Raw genomic sequence first — 21,008 nt, 5'->3', positions numbered from 1 at the left:
TTCCTTTACCGTTTTTTCCTCTGGCTGATAGGCGTTCCCATTTTCTTTGATTTTTTGAGAATACGAATGAACCAGCGAAATTCTTCTTCTGACAGGTTTTTATAGTTGATACCAAGCTGCTTGCAGTAAAGGATAACCAGTTTTTCATCTCGACTGCCCTTGAAATTTTCGACCGCTTCCAGATTTTCTTTCAGTTCATCGGCAACGGTAGTTTGGGGCGCACTCTCGCTGTCCTTTTTGTGGAATTCCCGAATATCCCGGATAATCAGGTTGAGGTCATCCAGAACCATGTGACTGAAATACTCATCATCACTGATATGTGCGGCTTGCAGCACCTTCAAATGCGGGTCATCTTCGCCGGGGCGATACCGTTCAATAATTTCATGCCGGACGGTATCAACAAGGGAGTTGAGATTTTGGATTTGCATGGTGGCAATCCCGTCCACATAAATCTCAATGTCCGCAAGAAACTTGATAAAGTCCTTATGGGTGGCAAGTTCGCAGAGCAGACGGTTGTTAATCCGACCGCTTTTCAGCAGTGCCACCATCTCATCGTTCAAATGCAGCTCCGTCAGTGGCGTGTTGATCTGCTCCCTGTTCTCTGTCCGGCACAGCAGATAATCGACGGAAACCCCATAGAAGTCTGCCAGCGTGATAAGGTTGCCATGATTGATTTCCTTATAATCCTCTTTTTCATAACTGCCAAGGGCTGATTTAGAAATGCCCGTCAGCTTTGATAGTTCTTCCAGATTTAAGCCTTTGTCTTTGCGGAGTTCCCAAAGGCGTTCCTGTATGCTTGTTGCAACTTTCATGGGCGCACGCTCCTTTCCGGTGGTTTTATTTCTGCCGTTTAACTGGATTATATCACACTTTCCGCAATCGTGGAAATTTCTGATTTTCCCCCTGATTCCTACTTTGTGGATATACGGCACAGGGCACAAAAATGTTCTATGATACAGGTAGTTCATCGATGGATTATTCCAATCGAATGACCAGCCTGTGTGGGATATGCTTCCCCGGCGATGTAGCGCCATGACTTTTGGCAGGGATATGGAGGAACCCTGACCGAAACGAGCGTACCAAAGGGAGCGATACGCCGCTGTGAGATTCAGGGGAGGAACGACACCGGGGAGAACTGGCGAACTGACACCGAAATGATACCGAAACACGACAATTTGATAGGGAGATAGTCTACCCTATCGCTGAGACTTCGGGAGATTTTAAGCGGCTCTATGGCTGTAATTTTGCCGAAAATCGCCCCGAAACCATACACGAAAACGGGAGGAAACGTAACATGCCGAGAATGAGCAAAAAGCGGAAGCATGAGCTTTCCTTTTACCTCAATGACCGGGGGCGTGTCACTTACAACGAATTATGCCGGAAATGCCAGCATGGGTGCAAGCAGAGCTTCCGGGCGGTTGTGATTGACTGCCCCCGTTATTTATCCAAACGAGCAAAGAAAAAGGAGGAACACACCGAATGAATTTTGAATTTATGACGATAGACACACCATTGCCGCCCTGTATGCCATTTCCCAGAGCGTTGACAGGATTTCCAGTCAGCAGCACCGCAAAGGTCATGTACTGCCGGATGTTGGACGCTATGCTTTTCAGAGGGCAGGCGGACGAGAACGGGATTCTTTTTGTCTGCTTCCCTATCACAGCCATTGCCGCAGTCCTGTCCCGCAGCCTCATGACGGTCAAGCGTTCTTTGAATGAACTGGAAACCGCCGGACTTATCATGCGGGTGCGTCAGGGCGTGGGAGAACCGAACAGGATTTATGTGCTGATACCGGGAAAGGAGGGCGCTACCCTTGCCTGATACCTCAAAGCTGGGAAAGCTCAACCGGGAGTTGGAGAAAAGCGAAAAGAAACTGCGGAAAGCCATCAATGATGAAAAGGCATTGCAGCACCAGTTGAAGCAGCTTACCCGAAAGGAACGGACGCACCGGCTCTGTACTCGTGGCGGTATGCTGGAAAGTTTTCTGCAAGAGCCGGAACGCCTGACGGACGATGATGTCATGCTGTTGCTGAAACTCATTTTTCACAGGCAGGACACGCAAGATATATTGAAAAAACTGCTGGAACGGGAGAAGCCGGAAACCCCTTAGTTTACTAAGGGCGCAATTATACACCACTCGGAGGATGGTGCATTGCGTTCTCCGAAGGCTCCTCGCCGGAGGGCTGTGATTTTCCGCAGTCATGGTCTGCTCCAAATCAAACAGGGGACGCTACACTTCCCCTGCGCTGGCTGCCGCCAGCTACCCTTTTGTGGACTTGCCATCTGGGAACACCTTGCCTTGCAAGCTGTTCCCAGCCGACAAGTTTAAACAATCTTAATAACATCACGCTATATTTCGATACGGTGTTGATGTATAATGAGATTATAAAACATTTATGATTTAGAAAAGAGGGCTAAGTATGCACAGAATATATAGTGCACTTATTGACATCGTAGCGGCTGCTATCTTTATTGTTCCACTACTGGCTTTATATGGGAAAATTTCTCTTCGCAGCTTGAAGCAAACGCTTATATATATTGTGTTTGCGTTTTATCTTGTGGCAGTTTTATCTCTTGTTGGTTTTCCAAGTGTGTTATCTTTGAATTTAGATTTTACAATCAATATCATTCCGTTAGTCGATATGATTTCTGATTTTGTAAATGCTTGTTTAAATGTTCTTTTGTTTGTGCCATTAGGCTTTTTATTGCCTATGTTATGGAAAAAATACAAGGCAATAAAAAACACAATGTTATTTGCAATGTGCATGACTATTGCAATAGAGATTTCACAAATCTTTACTTTTAGGACAACCGACATTAACGATATAATTACAAATATGGTAGGTACATTAGGTGGTTATTTCATTGCTAAGCGGATTACAAAAAATTTTACACAGTATCCAGAATTAAATGCAGAAAATAAAGACTTGTATATTATCTGCGGAACAGTAATGTTAATAATGTTTTTACTACAGCCATTCACTGCATCCTTACTATGGGAGCTGATTTTGTGATTTACAAGTTCGAAATGCTCCCTAAATTTCTTAATAACTAAATACCAGCCGCCCCCAGCGGCACACCAGGCAGGAAATCTGAAAAAGGTCTCCTGCTTTTTTTCTGCCCAAAATCGGAAAGGAGGAACACAAAATGCCCTGTCCACACAATCAAATCTCTATTGTACAGCGCAGCAATCGCCAGTCTGCTGTTGCCGCCGCTGCCTACCAAAGCGGCGAAAAGCTGTTCTGCGAATACGACCAAGAAATAAAGCACTACCCGGAAAAGCGTGGTATCGTCCACAACGAAATCATGCTTCCGGCAAACGCCCCGCAGGAGTACGCAGACCGCAACACTCTCTGGAACGCCGCCGAAGCGGTGGAAAAACAATGGAACTCCCAGCTTGCAAGGCGGTGGGTGCTTACCATCCCAAGAGAGATACCGCCTGACCAGTACGCTGTCCTTGTCCGGGAGTTTTGTCAGCAGCAGTTTGTTTCCAAAGGCATGATCGTTGACTTTGCCATCCATGACCCCTATCCTCCGGGACATAATCCACACGCCCATGTCTTGCTCACTATGAGGGCAATGGACGAACATGGGAAATGGCTTCCCAAGAGCCGCAAGGTTTATGACCTTGATGAAAACGGGGAACGGATTAAGCTGCCATCCGGCAGGTGGAAAAGCCACAAGGAGGATACGGTTGACTGGAACGACCAGAAGTATTGTGAAATCTGGCGGCATGAATGGGAAGTCATCCAGAACCGCTATCTGGAAGCCAATGACCGCCCGGAGCGTGTGGACTTGCGTTCCTATGCCAGACAGGGGCTTGATATTGTCCCTACTGTCCATGAGGGGGCTGCTGTCCGGCAGATGGAAAAGCGTGGTATCCAGACGAATATCGGCAACCTGAACCGGGAAATCAGAGCCGCCAACCGCCTGATGAAGTCCATCCGGCAGCTTATCCAAAACCTCAAAGGCTGGATTACCGAGCTGGGAGAAAAACGGAAAGAGCTGCTTGCACAAAAGGCAGCGGAGGAAGCGACACTTCTTCCCAATCTGCTGATGAAGTATATGGAGATACGAAAGGAAGAAAGGAAGGACTGGACAAGGGCTGGACAGAACCGTGGGACTTCACAGGACTTAAAGGCAGTCAGCGAAGCCCTGTCCTATCTCCGGCAAAAGGGGCTTTCCACTGTGGAGGATTTAGAAGCATTTCTGGAAGCGTCCGGGAAATCAGCCGCCGATTACCGCAATCAGATGAAGCCCAAGGAAGCCCGCAGCAAAGTGATTGACGGGATTCTTGCCAGCCGGACAGACTGCAAGGAATGTGAGCCTGTCTATGAGAAGTACCGGAAGATATTTTTTAAGAAAACAAAGGAGAAATTCAAACAGGAACACCCGGAGGTTGCCCGGTATGAGAAAGCCGCCGCCTACCTTGCCAAGCACCCGGACGATAAGGACAGCACCCAAAAGGAGCTGCAAGAGGAACAGGAAAAACTTGTTGGCGAAATCGCAGGGCTGAAAGAACCTTTAACCGAGGTACAGGAGGATTTGAAGAAGTTGCGGGACATCCGCTACTGGGTACGGAAAGCCACCCCCGGCACAGAGGAAAGCAAAGAGCCGCCCAAGAAGCAGCCTATCAAAGAAGTCTTGCAGGATAAGGCAGACGAGAAAAAGGCTCAAAGAACTGCCCCGGCACAGGCGAAACACAGACAACAGGATATGGAACTTTAACAGGCACTTGCCATTTTCAATCAGAGAATGTCAGGTGCTTTTCTTATTTTCAAGGAGGGATAGATTTGAATGTATTTGAAGCTGTGAAGCAGTCCGTCACAACAAGGCAGGCTGCGGAGCATTATGGAATCCATATAGGTCGGAACGGGATGGCTTGCTGCCCGTTCCATCACGATAAAACCCCAAGCATGAAGCTGGATAGGCGTTACCACTGCTTCGGCTGCGGTGCGGATGGGGATGTGATTGATTTTGCCGCCGCCCTGTATGGGCTGGGAAAGAAAGAAGCCGCCGTACAACTGGCACAGGACTTCGGGCTTTCCTATGAGGACTGGAAACCGCCGGGAAAGGCAAAAAAGCCCAAGCCCCGGCAGAAATCCCCGGAGGAACAGTTTCAGGAAGCAAAGAGCCGCTGCTTCCGTACCCTTGCCGATTATCTTCACTTGCTGATGGCATGGAGAATGGACTACGCCCCGCACTCCCCGGAGGAAGCCTTTCATCCCCGGTTTGTGGAAGCCTTACAGAAGCAAGCCCATGTGGAATATCTGCTGGATGTGCTGCTGTTTGGGGAGACGGAGGAAAAAGCGGCTTTGATTACGGACTACGGAAAGGATGTGATACAGCTTGAACAGCGAATGGCAGAGCTTGCAGCCGCAGACGCAGCAAGAACTAAAAAACACCATGAACGCCATGCAGCCGCCCCAGAGCATTGAGGAAATCAAGGCGGGGCTGGAAACTACCGAGAAAGGCGGTGTCCGTCAGAGCATACGGAACTGCCTGACCGTATTTCAGCGTGACCCTCTGCTTTCCGGGGCTATCGCATACAACATCCTGACCGACCGCAAGGACATCATAAAGCCCATCGGCTTCCACAGAGAAAGCACCGCCTTAAACGATACGGACATGAAGTATCTGCTTCTCTATCTGGAAGAAACCTACGGGCTTACCAATGAGAAAAAGATTGATAACGCCATCGGAATTGTGGCGAATGAAAACAAGTATCATCCCATCCGGGATTATTTAAGTTCCCTTGTGTGGGACGGAAAGGAACGAATCCGCTTCTGCCTGCGGCACTTTCTGGGGGCTGACGCAGATGATTACACCTATGAAGCGTTGAAGCTGTTCCTGCTGGGTGCAATCTCACGAGCCTTTCAGCCGGGGTGTAAGTTTGAAATCATGCTCTGTCTGGTAGGCGGTCAGGGGGCTGGCAAGTCCACCTTCTTCCGTCTGCTGGCAGTCCGGGACGAGTGGTTCTCCGATGATTTGCGGAAGCTGGACGATGACAATGTGTACCGCAAGCTGCAAGGTCACTGGATTATCGAAATGTCGGAAATGATGGCAACCGCCAACGCCAAGAGCATTGAGGAAATCAAGTCATTTTTAAGCCGGCAGAAAGAGGTTTACAAGATACCCTATGAAACCCACCCGGCAGACCGCCCCCGTCAGTGCGTGTTTGGCGGCACTTCCAATGCCCTTGACTTCCTGCCCCTTGACCGTTCCGGCAACCGCCGCTTTATCCCCGTCATGGTGTACCCGGAGCAAGCCGAGGTTCACATTTTGGAGGACGAAGCTGCTTCCAGAGCCTATATCGGGCAGATGTGGGCGGAAGCGATGGAGATTTATAAAAGCGGCAGGTTCAAGCTGGCTTTCAGCCCCGCCATGCAGCGCTATCTCAAAGAACACCAGCGGGATTTTATGCCGGAGGACACCAAAGCCGGGATGATACAGGCATACCTTGACAAGTACACCGGGAGCATGGTCTGCTCCAAGCAGCTTTACAAGGAAGCCTTAAACCATGCCTTTGACGAGCCGAAGCAATGGGAAATCCGGGAAATCAACGAGATTATGAACCAGTGCATTTCCGGCTGGCGGTACTTCCCAAACCCAAGAATGTTTTCCGAATATGGCAGACAAAAGGGCTGGGAGCGTGAAAACCCGGCAACGGACTCCGGCAACCCGTCTGAAAAAACGATGGACGGTTTTGTGGAGGTCACAGAACAGATGGAGCTTCCATTCTGAAAATGACAGCCCGTTGCACCCCCTGTTGCTATCCCGTTGCCGAGCCGGTTGCCGGGAAAAACCCCTTATTTCCGGGCTTTTCTCCCTTATAACAACCAAAACAACAGAAAAATAAAAGAAAAGTATAAATAGTAACCATCGCCAGATTGAGATTGTTTGCAAGGTCTTTTGAAGTCCGTTGCCGGACTTCGTTGCCGACACCCTCTGTCTGGCTATTTTCATGTATGGAGGATAACTGCCTATGGCAAAAAACAAAACAGAGATTCATGTGACCACTGTATTTGACGGGGAGCTTGACGCAACCGATGTGTTCGTCAGCCTGATTTCCCAGAAATATGGAAAGACAAATTCAAAAGAATATCTTGCTAAAAAGAAAGATTTGAAGTATAATGAAGATGAGGTTCAAAAGAGCCAGATACCGTCTGGATTGTGTGGGTAAATGGCTATGATGAACGAAATGGAATACAGAACAATCGGTTCGGCACTTGCCGGGGGCTATCGTGCAGCGGTCTATTGCAGACTGTCAAAGGACGATGACCTGCAAGGCGAAAGTGCCAGTATCGCAAACCAGCGTGATATGCTGGAAAAATACTGCGAAAAGCAGGGATGGGAGGTTGTGGCAGTCTATCAGGACGATGGCTTCACAGGTCTTAATATGGAGCGTCCTGATTTACAGAGAATGTTGAGAGCCATTGAGCGCAGGCAGGTCAACCTTGTCATCACGAAAGACCTCAGCCGACTGGGGCGGAACTATCTGCAAACCGGGCATTTGATTGAGGACTTTTTCCCAAGAAACGGTGTCCGCTATATCGCCATGAATGACGGTATCGACACCCTGCGGGATAACAACGATATTGCCCCGTTCAAGAATATCCTGAACGAGATGTACAGCAAGGATATTTCCAAGAAAGTCCATTCCTCTTATCTTCTGAAAGCGCAGAAAGGACAGTTTACCGGGTGTCTTGCCCCGTTTGGGTATCGGAAAGACCCGGAGGACAAAAACCATCTGCTCATTGACGAGGAAACCGCCCCGATTGTGCGGCTGATTTTCGGATATGCCCTGAACGGTCATGGTCCGAACTATATCCGCAGACGGCTGGAGGAAGAAAAAATCCCCTGCCCCACATGGTGGAACCGGGAACGGGGGCTTCGCAATACCCGCACCAAATGGGAAAAGAAAGACCCGGAAAACGGGCGGTATATGTGGGACTTCTCCGTTATCAAAGACCTTTTGATGAATCCCGTCTACACCGGGGCGATTGCTTCCCAGAAAAAGGACTACCGTTTCAAAATCGGCACGATTGGGGAAAAGAAGCCGGAGGACTGGATTGTGGTGGAGGGACAGCATGAACCGCTGATTGACCGCATGAGCTTTGACATTGTGCAGAACAAGCTGAAATCCCGCCAGCGTCCGGGGCAGACCAATGAAATCAGCCTGTTTGCCGGACTGATAAAATGCGGCGAGTGTGGGAAGTCGCTGACGATACGCTACACAAACGAAAAACATCCCCAGCAGATTTATTCCTGCAAGACCTACAATGCCTTTGGAAAGAACCACTGCACCCAGCACCGGATTGACTATGACACCCTTTACAGCCATGTGCTGCGGAAAATCCGGGAATGTGCCAGAGCTGCCCTGATGGACGGGGAAGCGGTTGCCGACCGCCTGACCAATACCTGTGAAGCCGAGCAGCGGGAACAGCGGGAAGCAATGGAACGCTCCCTTACAAGGGATGAGGAACGGATTGAGGTTCTGGACAAAATGGTAATGCGGCTTTATGAGGATATGATTGCAGGGCGTATCAGTGAGCAGAACTTCAACACCATGCTGGAAAAGACACAGACCGAGCAGACGGAGCTTAAAGCAAAAGTGTCCGAGGGCAGAAAGCGGCTGTCCGATGAAGTCCAGCTTGCCAATGACGCAAAACAATGGGTGGAAGCCATTCAGGAATACGCCAACATCACAGAGCTGGACGTAGCCACCCTCAACCGCTTAATCAAAGAAATCGTCGTGCATGAGCGCATTGACGAGGATAAAACAAGACACATTTCTATCGAAATTCATTTTAATCTCAAACCCATCCCGGAGGTGGAACAGGTCACTGCCTGACCTGTCCCGCCGGGACGGTTCTCTTAAAAACACCATATAGATTTTTTGTACGCCGCCGCCCGCCATCGAGCAGAGTTTTACACCTAATTGGGGATAAAACAGTTGATGGCGGGCGGTGGCATCGTACTGATTGGAATAAACCTGATTCCACAGCTTGCAACTTTGTTTGGATAAATAAATGGGTGGAATAACCGAAAAAATAACAGAGTTCATAAAGGATCTGCTAACAGGCTGGATCACATCAAACCTGGATACCATGTTCACCGATGTAAATACCAAAGTAGAAACGATTGCTACAGAGGTTGGGAAAACACCCCAAAATTGGAACAGTGGCATTTTTTCCATGATAAAAAATCTGTCGGATAATGTCATTGTCCCCATTGCGGGGATGATTATTACATTTGTACTGTGTTATGAGCTGATTTCCATGATTATGGAAAAAAACAATATGCACGATACGGATACGTTTATGTTTTTCAAATACATTTTTAAGATGTGGGTAGCGGTATATCTGGTTACTCATACTTTTGATATTGCGATGGCAATTTTTGATGTAGCGAATCATGTGGTATCCAATGCTGGCGGTATGATAACCGGTTCCGCATCTATTGATGTTACAGAAGCATTGAAAACGCTTCTTGAAACGCAGATTGAAGATATGGGAATCGGAGAATTACTGGGGCTTGGTCTTGAAACGATGCTGGTCAGTTTATGTCTAAAAATCATATCAGTCCTGATTACCGTCATTTTATATGGACGAATGATAGAAATATATCTTTATGTCTCTGTGGCACCTATTCCGTTTTCAACATTTACGAACAGGGAATGGGGAAGTATTGGAAATAATTACGTGAAGGCATTATTAGCGTTGGGATTCCAGGGATTTTTTATGATGGTATGTGTTGCGATTTATGCAGTTCTGGTAAATGCTATTACAGTTGCGGATAATCTTCATACAGCTATCTGGTCAGTTGCAGCATATACAGTTATTTTATGTTTCAGCCTGTTTAAGACCAGTTCCCTGGCAAAATCAATCTTCAATGCACATTAGGAGGAAACAAGAATATGGCATATGTTCCAGTGCCGAAAGATTTTTCAAAAATAAAGACAAAATTAGCACTGAATTTAACTAAAAGACAAATTATATGTTTTTTTCTGGCAGGAATTTGTGGTGTTCCGGTCTATTTGCTGACAAAAGCAGGACTGGGAACAGATGTGGCAGCAACGCTTATGATCATAGTGATGCTGCCATTTTTCTTTTTTGCAATGTATGAAAAGGATGGATTTCCAGCAGAGAAAATATTGCTTCACATTATCCGGCAGAAATTTTTAAGACCTGGAATCAGGGTCTATCGTTCCCAAAACTTATATGACCGGATTATAGAGTACGATAAATTAGAGAAAGAGGGTGCATGGCTTGAGAAAAAGGCAAAAGAAGCCAGGGAAGCGAGAAATCCGTTCCATTTCCTTAAAAAAGCAGACCGAAAAAAATAAGAAACAGAAAACCGGACTTACGAAAGAAGAAAAAAAGCGTCTGAAAGAACTTCGGATGATAAAAGCGGAGAATCAGAAGAAGAGGAAGCCTTTTACAGCGCAGGATACGATTCCATATAAGGAAATATATAAGGATGGTATCGGCAGGACGGATGATAACTATTATTCAAAAATGGTGCAGTTTTACGATATAAATTACCAGTTAGCGCAGAATGATGATAAAGCGGCTATTTTTGAGAACTATTGTGAGTTCCTGAATTCATTTGACAGCTCTGTTGAGGTACAAATTACATTTCTTAATCAACAGGTGAATTTTGATGAGTATGCAAAAAATATTGATATTCCAGAGCAGGATGACTGTTTCAATGATATTCGGAAAGAATATTCGGATATGTTGAAAATGCAGCTTTCCAAAGGAAATAATGGGCTTGTAAAAACAAAATATATTACATTTTCCATTAAGGCGGATAATCTGCGAAATGCAAAATCCAGGCTGGAGAGAATTGAAGCCAGTGTATTGAATAATTTTAAGGTGATGGGAGCCATGGCAGAGCCTTTAAATGGGGTAGAACGTCTGAAAATTCTGCATGAGGTGATGAATATGGACACAAAAGAATCTTTCCATTTCCATTATGGGATGGTTGCAAAAACAGGTCTGCAGACAAAAGACTTTATTGCACCTACCGGATTTGATTTTCGCAATGACAGCTATTTTCGGATGGGACAGACTTTTGGATGCGTGTCATATTTACAGATTACATCACCAGAACTTACGGATAAACTGCTGGCAGATCTGCTGGATCTGGAAGAGAATCTTATCATCAATATGCACCTGCGTCCAATTGATCCCAAGGCAGCTATTAAAAGCCTGAAAAGTACGCTGTCAAATATTCAGAAAATGAAAATTGAAGAACAGAAGAAAGCGGTCAGAAGCGGATATGATATGGATATTATTCCAACGGACATTTCTACATACGGAGAGGATGTGGAGGGATTGCTCAATGAAATCCAGTCCAGGAATGAGAAACTTTTTGAACTTACTTTTTTGCTGATGAATACAGCGGACAATAAGAGAAAACTGGACAATATTGTGTATCAGACTGCAGGAATCGCCCAGAAATATAATTGCAATATACGGAGACTTCAATATCAGCAGGAACAGGGACTTGTGGCATCACTACCACTGGGAATGAACCAGACTGGAATACAGAGAATTATGACTACGACTTCTACAGCAATCTTTGTTCCGTTTACCACACAGGAACTTTTCCAAGGCGGTGAAGCTCTTTACTATGGCTTAAATGCACTGTCAAACAATCTCATTATGGTGGATCGGAAACGATTGAAAACACCTAACGGCCTGATTTTGGGTACTCCTGGTTCCGGTAAGAGTTTTGCAACGAAAAGAGAAATTCTCAATGTTTTCCTGATTACAGACGATGACATTATTATCTGTGACCCGGAGGGAGAATATTTTCCGCTGGTAAATGCCTTAAATGGTGAAGTTATTAAAATCAGTGCAAAAAGTAATGATTACATCAATCCTATGGAAGTGAACCTGGATGTTATTTATCATCCGGAGAAATACAGGATTAATGGCGATGTGGAGGATATTGATACCATTATTGCTGATAAAGCAGAGTTTATCACATCTTTCTGCGAGGTCATTATGAAGAAACCTCAAAATGCAGAATTAAATGGTGATGAGGTTTCCATGATTGACCTGTGTGTAAAAGACATTTATAAAAAATATCTTTACAATAATCCAAAACCGGAAAATATGCCGACTCTGCAGGATTTCTATGAACGTCTGAACTTTTATGCACCAGATAAACCAGCAGCACAGAACATTGCCAACAGTCTGCAGTTGTATGTAACAGGATCGCAGAATGTATTTAACCATCGAAGTAATGTCGATACGCAGAACAGAGTGGTATGCTTTGATATCCGGGAACTTGGAACCACACTACGAAAAGCAGGGATGTTGATTGTCCAGCATATGGTTTGGACAAGAGTATCACAGAACCGCAGTCGCAGGAAATCAACCCGTTATTATGTGGATGAATTTCACCTTTTGCTGAACCAGCCACAAACTGCTAATTATTCTATTGAAATGTGGAAGAGATTTCGTAAGTGGGGTGGAATCATTACAGGAATCAGTCAGAATGTAACAGATTTTCTTGGCTCTCTGGCAGTAGAAAGTATTGTGGGAAACAGTGATTTTATCCTGATGTTAAATCAGCACAGCGGGGATCAGAAGATCCTTGCGGAGAAATTGAATATTTCCAAGCATCAGATTTCTTTTGTAAATAACAGTAATGCAGGAGAAGGGCTGCTTTTTTACGGAAATGTAATCATACCTTTTGCAGACAGATATCCGCAGGATACCAGAACCTATGCTTTGATGAGTACTAAACCGGATGAGATTCAGACTTAACGGACAAAAAAGCAGAGGTGAGGTACATTGGGAAAACAAAAATATACGGCGAAAGAGAAGAAAGTCAGCCGTATGACCAGAAATGGTCTGGTTGAGGAAAATCTTGCAACAAAGGAGACCAGAAAAGTTACAAACAGCGATCAGGAGTTGCCTTATAAACAGAAGGATGTAGAACAGGCATTTATTACTTCTGAAAAGAAGAAAAACTCTCATAAAAAAGCTGAAAAGAAACAATTTTCCGAAAAAGTTCAGGAGGGAAATCCTGCCAAAAAAGAAGAGGCTGCAAACAGTCCTCCGGGAAAACGAAAAACACAGGGACGGTACAGATATCGGGACAAGCCTGCAGGTGTATCTGTGGATTCAGCGGTAGAAATACGTGAGCGCAAAGAAAAACACAGGAGCCAGTATCAGCGACAGAAAAAGAAACAGCAGAGACTGCAGTTTGGAAAACTGGAGACAGATGGAAGTCTGAAGAAAGAAAAGAAAACTTCGGCTGAAACAGATGGAGGACATTTTCAGGCAGAGAAGAATGATGTTTCTACAAACCGAAAAAAAGGAAAGCAGAAATATAGCCGAAAAACAATAAAAACTTATCAGGAAGTGGATAAGGCTGCAAGAAAACAGGAAGCTGAGAGGCAGAACAAAATTCCGAAAGATTCTGTTTATACCAAGAAAACAAATGAGGAACAGAAAGCAAAGGTAAAGTACCATTTATATTTCGACAAAAAAACAGGGAAAACGGATGGTAAAAAGAAAACCTTGTCTTCTGTTCCAAAGAAAGCATTAAAAAATGCAGTATATCAGAAAGCAGGCGAAGACGAAGAGGAAAACAGTGCTGTAGATGCAGCACATAAGCTGGTGCGTTCAGGTGAGTGGATATTACAGGAACATAGCAGTAGAAATATCCGGAAGAACCGCAGTCAGATACATAAAGAAAACCGTTTAGAGCAAAGAGCCTGGAAGAGTGCATCCAGGTATCAATATCAGAAATATCTGGAAGAACATCCAGAGATGCAGAAAAAGCTGATCAGAAAATTAATACAGAAGCAGAGGATTAAGCGAGAGTATCAGATGGCATACCGGGCTGGGAAGATTGCAAAAGAAACAAAAGACACCTCAATCCGGTCAGTAAATCTTGCTACTAAAATTGCAAGAAAGGCACAGGAAGTATTTGTAAGAAATGTAACTACTCTGATCTCAATGGGGTTGTTATTGATTTTGCTTCTTTCCGTAATGACAGGATTTGCTTCCTGTTCGGCTATGTTTTCTAATGGAATTTCTACGGTAATCGCTTCCAGTTACATTGCGGATCCGGACGAAATTGAAAAAGCAGAGTTGTATTATACGCAGTTGGAAGCCAGTCTTCAACAGAAAATAAACCAGATGGAAGCCTGGTATCCAGGAAAAGATGAATACAGATATAACATTGGTGAAATCGGCCATGATCCCCATACATTGATCAGTTATCTGACTGCCAGGTATGGGGATTTTAAGTTTGATGAGATAAAAGGAGAACTGGAAACAATTTTTTCTTTACAGTACGGAATCACCGTAGAGGAAAAAAGTGAAACCCGGCAGGAAACATCTACAATACAGGTAGGGCAGTCATTGGGAAATGTTGTGACCAGTGGATACTGTAACTGTCCTATCTGCTGTGGCGTGTGGAGTGGAGGACCAACTGCTTCAGGGGCAATGCCACAGGCTAATCATACGCTTGCGGTTGATGCTGCAAACCCATTTCTTCCAATGGGGACGAAAGTAGTGATGAATGGGATTGAGTACACCGTAGAAGATACTGGAAACTTTGCCCAGTATGGTGTCCAGTTTGATGTTTATTATGATAATCACGCAGTAGCTGAGGCACATGGTCATCAGACCTGGGAATGTTTTCTGGCAGAGGGCAATCAGAACTCTGTGGAAGTTACCCGTACAGTAACTGCAGATGTACTGAATGTTTCTGTTCAGGCAAAACCGCTTAGAAGTGTTATTCTGTCCAGAATGGAAGAGGATGAGCAGGAAATTTATGAAGAGGTCTATTCCAACAGAGGAAATTTACAGACATATAAAACTCCGGTTGAGTTAAACTGGTATGCCTATATCAGTACCTATTATGGGTATTCTGTAAACAATGGAACCGGGCAGACACAACTTCACAGAGGTGTGACGGTTAATGTACGACAGGGAACAGAAGTGAAGTCAGCGATGAATGGTTTTGTTGTAGATGTAGGATATAGCGGAACTTTTGGAAATTATGTAGTTACGCAGGATAAAAAAGGTGTGCAGATTAAATACGCTTATCTGCAGAGCATTTCGGTAGCAAATGGTCAGGAAGTAACAACAGATACTGTAATTGGTACAACGGGAAGTACAGGAAGTGCAACCGGAAGCCAGTTATATTTGGAACTGGTCAAAGATGGGGAATATTATAATCCTGTTTTTTATATCAGTACCGGAGATAGCGGGCTGTATGGTGGAGGCGGCAGTTATGATGATGAGACTGTGCGGAGATTATTTGCGGAAGCAGACAAATATCTTGGTATGCCGTATGTATGGGGCGGTTCCAGCCCGGAGACTTCTTTTGACTGTTCTGGTTTTGTAAGCTATGTGTTTACCAATTCGGGTGTCTGCAATATGGGAAGACTTACTGCACAGGGAATTTATGACATTTGTATGCCTGTATCACCAGAAGAAGCAAGGCCAGGAGATATTATCTTTTTCACTGGGACGTATGATGCGGGAGAGCCGGTTACCCACGTAGGAATTTATGCCGGAGATGGACAGATGATCCATTGTGGAAATCCAATTCAGTATACGTCCATTAATTCTGCATACTGGCAGTCTCATTTTTATGCTTTTGGCAGGCCATAAGGAGGGGCGTATTTGAACATTGAACGAATAAAAGAAGAACTTGCAAGAACCTACGTTAAGATTGAAAAGCTACAGAAAAAAGCAAGGGATCTGGAAGAACAGAAGAAACAGGCAGAGGATATGGAGTATCTAAAAATTATCCGAAGCAATGGAGTTTCCGCAGAGGAACTTCAGTTGATGATTGATATCAGCAAGGAGGAACAAAAAAAGATATTGGAAACCAGAGAAAAGGAGCAGACAGAAAATGAAGAAATTTCATAAAAGAGCAGCTGTATTTTTAACCGCAGCTACGTTAGCAGGACTTCCGGCAGGAGCTTTCTTTTATAGTTCGCCCGGAAGTCTGACTGTATGGGCAGATAATGTAGAAGTGGAATCATCAGAAGAAAGCAGCCCGGAAGATGTTGATTTTTCAGATGGATCAGAAGTTGAAATTCATGCAGATCCAGTGGAACAGGCACAGGAAGATGCAGGAAATGATGTGACGGAAACACCAGAAGTAGGGATTACCTTTACAGAACCCGAAGGCTGGCAGACAGATACGGCAACCGTAAAAATTCAAGTGGAAGATACAAAGAATACAGGTGCTTTTTCTATTGCAAAAGTAGAAGCAAGACTTTCAGAAAATGGAGGATGGTCAGACATAACCGGAAATATGGAAGTATCCATCTCTTCTAATTGTAGTATTTATGTGAGAGTTACCGATCAGAATGGAAATACTTATGAGCAGAATCGTTACATAGAGTGTTTTGATAAAACCAAACCAACTATTATTGCGGCTGCGAAGAATGGGATACTGATCGTGCAGGGAGTTGATGCGGAATCGGGAATTGCTGCTTTGTATGTCAATGGAAATGAATTCACAGAACTGACGAATAATACGTTAAATGTCCGTTTGCAAAAAGCGGATACTTCCTATGAATACTTTACCCTGCAGGCAAAAGACAAAGCAGGAAATATGTCAGAGATCTATAAAGTAGGAAACCCTTATTATGAAAATCCAGATGCAGTAAAAGAGAATACAGAGGTTTCCGGAACGGAGCAGAATGCAGCTTCTTTGCCAGCCGATGGAACTGCAAGTAAGCCCACCAGTGCTACGGCAACCGTAACGGAACATCAGACAACGAACGAGACTGCTACTGCACCAACAGAACCAGAAAACACAGGAAATGAAACGGATACAGAAGCAGATACCGGACGGGTGCAGGGAGAAAGTTCTGCTTCCGGCATGACAACAGGAACAGTTCAGGACAAAGGGGGAAAGGAATTTTATACGATCAAGACAAAAAGTGATAAGGTTTTTTATCTGATTGTAGATAAGGATAAAACGGATGAAAATGTTTATCTTCTTACAGAGGTAGGCGAAAATGATCTTTTGAACTTTACGGATACCAACATGGTCACACTTCCACAGAACCAGGCTATTGCAGAATCCGCACTGCCACTTGAAACAGAGAAGATCACAGAGACACCGGAACCAGAAGTTACGATCATACCGGAAGAAAAGGAAGAACCTGAGAAGAAAAGCAATAATTCCGGCACGATTTTATTAATGCTGCTGGTTCTGGCAGGAGTTTGTGGTGCTTACTATTATTGGAAATTTATGAAAGGAAGAAATACTTCTTTTGATTATGAAGAGGACGAGGACGACGATAAGGAGGAAGAAGATACAATTCGTGAGGATGATGAAGAATTAGAAGAATATGAAATGGAAGGTGAAGTAGAAGACGAAGAATCAGAGGAATAACTTTGTTTCACTTAATTACAGCGACAGGTGCAGAAAGGAGATAGAAAATTGCAGCTTGTAATTGCGGAAAAACCCAGCGTAGCCAGAAACATTGCGAAGGTGCTTCATGCCACAAACGTAAAAGATGGCTATCTGGAAGGAAAAGAGTATCTGGTTTCCTGGTGTATTGGGCATTTGGTTGAACTGGCCAGTGCAGATCAGTACCGGTATGACTGGAAAGCATGGAAATATGAAACACTTCCCATGATCCCGGAGAATTGGAAATATCAGATTAAAGAAAGTATCAAAGGGCAGTTTCGGGTTTTAAAGGAACTGCTTCACAGAGCAGATGTCACAGAAATTATATGTGCAACAGATGCAGGAAGAGAAGGGGAGTTGATTTTCCGTCTGGTATATAACCAGGCAGAATGTAAACTTCCCTTTAAAAGACTGTGGATTTCTTCCATGGAGGAAAAAGCAATTCTGGAAGGATTTCAGCAGATGAAAGATGGACATGAATATGATAATCTTTATTATTCTGCGGTGGCGAGAAGTGAAGCAGACTGGCTGGTGGGAATTAATGCCACCAGACTGTTTACGGTGCTGTATCACCATCGGTTGATTGTAGGTCGGGTGCAGACACCTACACTTGCAATGCTGGTGGAACGGGAAAAGAGCATCGAGAACTTCCAGAAAGAGAAGTATTATCTGGTTCATCTTCTGATGGATGGATTGGATGCTGTAAGCAACCGGATAAAAGAGAAAAGTGCTGCCGTTCAGATGATGGAGGATATGAAGGATGAAACTGCACAGATTCTTTCAGTAAAGAAAGAGAAGAAAAAGGTACAGCCGCCGAAATTATATGATCTGACCACATTACAGAGGGAAGCAAATCGTCTTCTTGGATTTACGGCACAGCAAACCTTGGACTATACCCAAAGCCTTTATGAGAAGAAACTGGTGACGTATCCAAGGACGGATAGCCAATATCTTACAGATGATATGGAAGAAAATGCGTTTTTGGTTATTGATGCGGTAAATAGAGTATTTCCAGAAATATCAATGAAGGGTTCGGAACCAGAGATAAAAAGACTTTTAAACAGCAAAAAGGTATCAGATCATCATGCAATTATACCAACGGTAGAAATTGCAAACACGGATTTAAAAGCACTTCCAGAGACAAATTGTCAAGGACTTTTTAATCAAATTCACAAAAAAGGTGCCAGAAGCACCGTATGGCTCCTGACACCTCGTTTAACAGCTTACATTTTTCCGTCCAGCAGGTCTTTGCAGAGATACGCATAGTCTGGCAGCTGGTTGATATATGGCTCCCAGCGCCGCTTGATTTCGGCCAATTCCAGCGGATCGGCTTCCTCCAGTGCATGATCGTTGCCCGTCATATACAAAACATCCATAGCAACATCATCCAAACACTTGCAGCAGAGATCAGCGGCAGATTCTATCCTGATACCGGTATCCACATAGACAGGATTTACGCCAATCGTCAGCCAGACATAGCCCACCTTGTCCGACCAGAGCAGTTCAAAATCAGGGCTTTGCCGCAGATGTTCCGCAAAGACTTCCTTTACTCGCTCAATTTCATGTTTCTCTTTTTCTGTGTAAAGCATTTTCGTGTCCTCCTTGACAAAAATTTTGGTGCGTACCATCATCAGTTTAGCACAAGGCGGCTTCGTTTATCAGTCTGTCACATCTGCTGAATTTCATTTTTGAGCATACGCTTGATTTTATCGCTCATGGTTTCTGTGCTGGTATTGCTGAAATGGACATGAACCTTGTAGGTCGTCTTGCCGATTTTCTTTACCATCGCCGGCGTGTTTTCCGGCGCTCTGGACGCAGTAGCGGCGTCTGCCACCTGCATAGTACGGGGTTCTTTGTTCATGGCGCTCCTTTCTCCGGGCGGGTCTGTGCCGCCCAGTAAAAAATCAGTCTTGCTTACTGTTTACAATGTCTTTTGCTGCCTGTCGGGTAGCACCGGCATTTTCTTCCCTGAAATTCTTCCCGTCAAAAAGAATCGGCGCACACCGTTCCAGAATACGGTCATAGATACGGGCGTGGGCCAGATCAGGCGGGTTTTTCAGCTCGGACAGTTTCAAGTTTGTTGTGATAATCATGGGCCTGCGGCTGCGGTAGCGGCTGTCGATGACGAAAAACATCTGCTCCATCGCATACTCGGTACTGCGCTCCACACCCAAATCGTCAATGATAAGCAGGTCGTACTCGTCAAAGCTGGCGATAAAGTCGGCCCTGTCCTCGGAAAACATTCCCGTCAGACGGTTCAGGATGGTGGGAAAGTTCGTCATCAGCACCGGCACATCACGGTCAAGCAGGGCATTGGCGATACAACCGGCGAAAAAGGACTTGCCAGTTCCCACATCCCCAAACAGAAGCAGGCCGGTGTTGTTCCTGTATGCCTCCTTCCAGTTCTCCACGTAGGCGCGGGCCTTGTCCATCAGAGGATTTTGGCCGTTGTCGTTGGCAAAGGTGTAGTCGTACAGATAGCGGTCTTGCAGGCCCTGGGCCTTCCGGCGCTTGATGCGCTCCATGCGGCGCTGCCGTTCCTCGGCGGCCTTGCGCTGTTCCTCGGCCTCCCGCTGACACTGGCAGATACAGCGGGGCATGAAGTAGCCGGGTTTCCCAAAGCATGGCACAACGGTCTGCCTCTGGCCGCCGCACTTTTTACAGTGAATGAGGCCGTCTGCCGGGTCTATGTACTCGTCCCCGGCCAGTTCCATACCGGCGGCTGCCTTGTCGATCAGCGCCCGGATTTCTGCGGTAATCTCCATCATACGGTTTCATCCTCCTTTACGCTGTAATCACGGTTGCGGGTGGGCGGGGCCGCCTTTTTCGCGTCCTCACCGGCCCAGCGCCGGATGGTGGCGGCATGGCTCTGATACCGCTTACCGGTAGAGGCCATGTATTCGGACAGCTTTTCGATGTACTGGCCCCATACAGTGGGAAAACTGGCCTGCAAGTCTGCCAGTTCCTCGTCCGTCAGGAAAACATTCTGGTAACGGCCATAGGCGCGGGCGGAGCGTCCCTTCTCTATCTCTCTCTTTATCTCTATCTCTTTCTCTAACTCTATCTCTATCTCTGGTGGACGAATGTCGGACAAATGTCCGCCGTTTGTCCGGGGCGCGGAAAGAGCCTTGTTTTGGAGCCTCGCCGCACGCTTTCGCTCGGCCTCGGTAGAGGACTGGCCGATTAAAAGTTCGATGTTGCTCATGTAGAATGTGCCGCTGTCCAGCACCTCCACAAGACCCAGCTTCAAAAAGATCTGCAAGGCTCTCTCCACAGTGCCGATCTGCTGGCGGGTAATGGTGGCGATAATCTGCGCCGTGTAAGGAATGTCCTCGTCAAGTTGAAGCCGTCCGCCATGTTTCAGCGATTTCAGATACAGCTTGAGCAGAATGTTGGAATACAGCACACCATCCTGCATACTTTCCAGCAGCACGATGGAATCATCGTCAAAATAGTTTTCTTTGAGTTTCAGGTAATAATATTTTCGGTTGTCTGACATAGGGTTCCTCCTTGGGGTTTCTCTTGGGATTCTGCACGCATTTTAAGGCCGTTTTATGGGTCAGAGGATAAATCTATCAGCCTGCCTTTGACAC

General features: G+C 45.5%; 21 protein-coding genes and 1 pseudogene. 17 read left to right on the top strand and 5 right to left on the bottom strand.

Features of this window, described 5'->3' with window-relative positions; genetic code table 11:
* Positions 1-5: 5 nt before the first annotated feature.
* Complete coding sequence (locus NQ489_RS11620) at positions 6-812, bottom strand: helix-turn-helix domain-containing protein (RefSeq protein WP_008372835.1); 807 nt, start codon at positions 810-812, stop codon at positions 6-8.
* Positions 813-1,294: 482 nt separating this feature from the next.
* On the opposite strand from NQ489_RS11620, the gene NQ489_RS11615 reads away from it, so the two are divergent.
* The 17 genes and pseudogenes from NQ489_RS11615 to NQ489_RS11535 all read left to right on the top strand — a co-directional run bounded on the left by NQ489_RS11615 (position 1,295) and on the right by NQ489_RS11535 (position 18,681).
* Positions 1,295-1,483 (top strand): hypothetical protein, encoded by a 189-nt coding sequence (locus NQ489_RS11615; protein ID WP_002304353.1) that lies wholly within the window; start codon positions 1,295-1,297, stop codon positions 1,481-1,483.
* Entirely contained in the window at positions 1,480-1,821 is a 342-nt protein-coding gene (locus NQ489_RS11610) for a DeoR family transcriptional regulator (RefSeq protein WP_005335900.1), read from the top strand. Before NQ489_RS11615 ends, NQ489_RS11610 begins: the two co-directional genes overlap by 4 nt.
* On the top strand, positions 1,814-2,110 hold the full coding sequence (locus NQ489_RS11605; protein ID WP_005335898.1) for a DUF3847 domain-containing protein: 297 nt from the start codon (positions 1,814-1,816) through the stop codon (positions 2,108-2,110). The genes NQ489_RS11610 and NQ489_RS11605 overlap by 8 nt, the downstream gene beginning before the upstream one ends.
* Positions 2,111-2,420: 310 nt before the next feature.
* Positions 2,421-3,014 (top strand): VanZ family protein, encoded by a 594-nt coding sequence (locus tag NQ489_RS11600; protein WP_015555147.1) that lies wholly within the window; start codon positions 2,421-2,423, stop codon positions 3,012-3,014.
* 133 nt (positions 3,015-3,147) lie between these two features.
* On the top strand, positions 3,148-4,728 hold the full coding sequence (gene mobQ / locus NQ489_RS11595; RefSeq protein WP_021650201.1) for a MobQ family relaxase: 1,581 nt from the start codon (positions 3,148-3,150) through the stop codon (positions 4,726-4,728).
* Between the two features lie 65 nt (positions 4,729-4,793).
* Entirely contained in the window at positions 4,794-5,438 is a 645-nt protein-coding gene (locus NQ489_RS11590; protein ID WP_138345501.1) for a CHC2 zinc finger domain-containing protein, read from the top strand.
* A complete protein-coding gene (locus NQ489_RS11585; RefSeq protein ID WP_044962169.1) occupies positions 5,407-6,744 on the top strand; it encodes a virulence-associated E family protein in 1,338 nt (445 codons plus the stop codon). Before NQ489_RS11590 ends, NQ489_RS11585 begins: the two co-directional genes overlap by 32 nt.
* A gap of 241 nt (positions 6,745-6,985) precedes the next feature.
* Positions 6,986-7,183, top strand: a complete 198-nt coding sequence (locus NQ489_RS11580) for a hypothetical protein (RefSeq protein WP_006873181.1) — start codon at positions 6,986-6,988, stop codon at positions 7,181-7,183.
* Positions 7,184-8,854 (top strand): recombinase family protein, encoded by a 1,671-nt coding sequence (locus NQ489_RS11575; protein WP_021652598.1) that lies wholly within the window; start codon positions 7,184-7,186, stop codon positions 8,852-8,854.
* 90 nt (positions 8,855-8,944) lie between these two features.
* Positions 8,945-9,028: pseudogene (locus NQ489_RS11570) on the top strand (Maff2 family mobile element protein); the annotation flags it as partial.
* Positions 9,029-9,032: 4 nt separating this feature from the next.
* The gene (locus NQ489_RS11565) at positions 9,033-9,905 is read left to right on the top strand and encodes a VirB6/TrbL-like conjugal transfer protein, CD1112 family (RefSeq protein WP_005426566.1); all 873 of its coding nucleotides are present in this window, start codon (positions 9,033-9,035) and stop codon (positions 9,903-9,905) included.
* 14 nt (positions 9,906-9,919) lie between these two features.
* Entirely contained in the window at positions 9,920-10,348 is a 429-nt protein-coding gene (locus tag NQ489_RS11560; protein WP_021652599.1) for a PrgI family protein, read from the top strand.
* A gap of 55 nt (positions 10,349-10,403) precedes the next feature.
* Positions 10,404-12,785: a VirB4-like conjugal transfer ATPase, CD1110 family gene (locus tag NQ489_RS11555; protein ID WP_021652600.1), complete on the top strand. Its 2,382-nt coding sequence runs from the start codon at positions 10,404-10,406 to the stop codon at positions 12,783-12,785.
* A gap of 27 nt (positions 12,786-12,812) precedes the next feature.
* A complete protein-coding gene (locus NQ489_RS11550) occupies positions 12,813-15,653 on the top strand; it encodes a CD1108 family mobile element protein (protein WP_021652601.1) in 2,841 nt (946 codons plus the stop codon).
* A gap of 12 nt (positions 15,654-15,665) precedes the next feature.
* On the top strand, positions 15,666-15,914 hold the full coding sequence (locus NQ489_RS11545; protein ID WP_021652602.1) for a DUF4315 family protein: 249 nt from the start codon (positions 15,666-15,668) through the stop codon (positions 15,912-15,914).
* Positions 15,898-17,397, top strand: coding sequence for a CD1107 family mobile element protein (locus tag NQ489_RS11540; protein ID WP_021652603.1), 1,500 nt, complete (start codon positions 15,898-15,900; stop codon positions 17,395-17,397). Before NQ489_RS11545 ends, NQ489_RS11540 begins: the two co-directional genes overlap by 17 nt.
* 48 nt (positions 17,398-17,445) lie before the next feature.
* The gene (locus NQ489_RS11535; RefSeq protein WP_227945525.1) at positions 17,446-18,681 is read left to right on the top strand and encodes a DNA topoisomerase; all 1,236 of its coding nucleotides are present in this window, start codon (positions 17,446-17,448) and stop codon (positions 18,679-18,681) included.
* On the opposite strand, the gene NQ489_RS11530 is transcribed toward NQ489_RS11535, so the two are convergent.
* The 4 genes from NQ489_RS11530 to NQ489_RS11515 all read right to left on the bottom strand — a co-directional run bounded on the left by NQ489_RS11530 (position 18,639) and on the right by NQ489_RS11515 (position 20,914).
* Positions 18,639-19,046: a hypothetical protein gene (locus NQ489_RS11530; RefSeq protein ID WP_021652605.1), complete on the bottom strand. Its 408-nt coding sequence runs from the start codon at positions 19,044-19,046 to the stop codon at positions 18,639-18,641. The genes NQ489_RS11535 and NQ489_RS11530 overlap by 43 nt on opposite strands.
* A gap of 35 nt (positions 19,047-19,081) precedes the next feature.
* On the bottom strand, positions 19,082-19,255 hold the full coding sequence (locus NQ489_RS11525; RefSeq protein ID WP_005924807.1) for a transposon-encoded TnpW family protein: 174 nt from the start codon (positions 19,253-19,255) through the stop codon (positions 19,082-19,084).
* A gap of 64 nt (positions 19,256-19,319) precedes the next feature.
* Positions 19,320-20,183: an ATP-binding protein gene (locus NQ489_RS11520; protein ID WP_014081138.1), complete on the bottom strand. Its 864-nt coding sequence runs from the start codon at positions 20,181-20,183 to the stop codon at positions 19,320-19,322.
* A complete protein-coding gene (locus NQ489_RS11515) occupies positions 20,180-20,914 on the bottom strand; it encodes a phage replisome organizer N-terminal domain-containing protein (RefSeq protein ID WP_021651027.1) in 735 nt (244 codons plus the stop codon). Before NQ489_RS11515 ends, NQ489_RS11520 begins: the two co-directional genes overlap by 4 nt.
* Positions 20,915-21,008 lie beyond the last annotated feature (94 nt).

This window comes from Blautia sp. KLE_1732_HM_1032, assembly GCF_025147905.1.
In the GTDB taxonomy this organism is placed as follows: Bacteria; Bacillota; Clostridia; order Lachnospirales; family Lachnospiraceae; genus Blautia_A; species Blautia_A fusiformis.
This window is presented reverse-complemented; position numbering and strand designations above follow the sequence as displayed.

Coding starts and splice junctions, on each gene's coding strand:
- NQ489_RS11620 (WP_008372835.1), bottom strand. CDS start 812: ATGAAAGTTGCAACAAGCATACAGGAACGCCTTTGGGAACTCCGCAAA.
- NQ489_RS11615 (WP_002304353.1), top strand. CDS start 1,295: ATGCCGAGAATGAGCAAAAAGCGGAAGCATGAGCTTTCCTTTTACCTC.
- NQ489_RS11610 (WP_005335900.1), top strand. CDS start 1,480: ATGAATTTTGAATTTATGACGATAGACACACCATTGCCGCCCTGTATG.
- NQ489_RS11600 (WP_015555147.1), top strand. CDS start 2,421: ATGCACAGAATATATAGTGCACTTATTGACATCGTAGCGGCTGCTATC.
- mobQ (WP_021650201.1), top strand. CDS start 3,148: ATGCCCTGTCCACACAATCAAATCTCTATTGTACAGCGCAGCAATCGC.
- NQ489_RS11585 (WP_044962169.1), top strand. CDS start 5,407: ATGAACGCCATGCAGCCGCCCCAGAGCATTGAGGAAATCAAGGCGGGG.
- NQ489_RS11580 (WP_006873181.1), top strand. CDS start 6,986: ATGGCAAAAAACAAAACAGAGATTCATGTGACCACTGTATTTGACGGG.
- NQ489_RS11575 (WP_021652598.1), top strand. CDS start 7,184: ATGGCTATGATGAACGAAATGGAATACAGAACAATCGGTTCGGCACTT.
- NQ489_RS11565 (WP_005426566.1), top strand. CDS start 9,033: ATGGGTGGAATAACCGAAAAAATAACAGAGTTCATAAAGGATCTGCTA.
- NQ489_RS11560 (WP_021652599.1), top strand. CDS start 9,920: ATGGCATATGTTCCAGTGCCGAAAGATTTTTCAAAAATAAAGACAAAA.
- NQ489_RS11555 (WP_021652600.1), top strand. CDS start 10,404: ATGATAAAAGCGGAGAATCAGAAGAAGAGGAAGCCTTTTACAGCGCAG.
- NQ489_RS11540 (WP_021652603.1), top strand. CDS start 15,898: ATGAAGAAATTTCATAAAAGAGCAGCTGTATTTTTAACCGCAGCTACG.
- NQ489_RS11530 (WP_021652605.1), bottom strand. CDS start 19,046: ATGATGGTACGCACCAAAATTTTTGTCAAGGAGGACACGAAAATGCTT.
- NQ489_RS11525 (WP_005924807.1), bottom strand. CDS start 19,255: ATGCAGGTGGCAGACGCCGCTACTGCGTCCAGAGCGCCGGAAAACACG.
- NQ489_RS11520 (WP_014081138.1), bottom strand. CDS start 20,183: ATGATGGAGATTACCGCAGAAATCCGGGCGCTGATCGACAAGGCAGCC.
- NQ489_RS11515 (WP_021651027.1), bottom strand. CDS start 20,914: ATGTCAGACAACCGAAAATATTATTACCTGAAACTCAAAGAAAACTAT.